The organism is Photorhabdus sp. RM71S (genome assembly GCF_042879355.1).
Classification (GTDB): Bacteria; Pseudomonadota; Gammaproteobacteria; order Enterobacterales; family Enterobacteriaceae; genus Photorhabdus; species Photorhabdus kayaii.
In genome coordinates, this window is record NZ_JBHFKV010000269.1 from 1 (window position 1) to 262 (window position 262).

1 pseudogene is annotated in these 262 nt (G+C 48.5%); it reads left to right on the top strand.

The window, feature by feature from the left end:
* A pseudogene (locus ACGF5R_RS24845) lies at positions 1 to 262 on the top strand (IS1634 family transposase); the annotation flags it as partial.

Consider the following 262-nt stretch of genomic DNA (forward strand, 5'->3'; position numbering starts at 1 on the left):
CAATGATACCCGGGCGTTCACAGAATTCACAAAACATCATATTCGTTGCCTGAAAGCCGCGCAGAACAGCCGCTACTTTGTCGCCGATGCCGCCCTTTATAGCGAAGAGGCGATAACTTCACTGCATAAGCAAAAACAACGCTTCATTACTCGCGTGCCGTTAACGCTCAAAGAAGCTAAACAGCAGCTTTTGAACGTGGATCCCCATCAGCTACAGCCTTTCACCGAAGGTTATGCTGGATGTTGGGTTGAATCCTGCTAT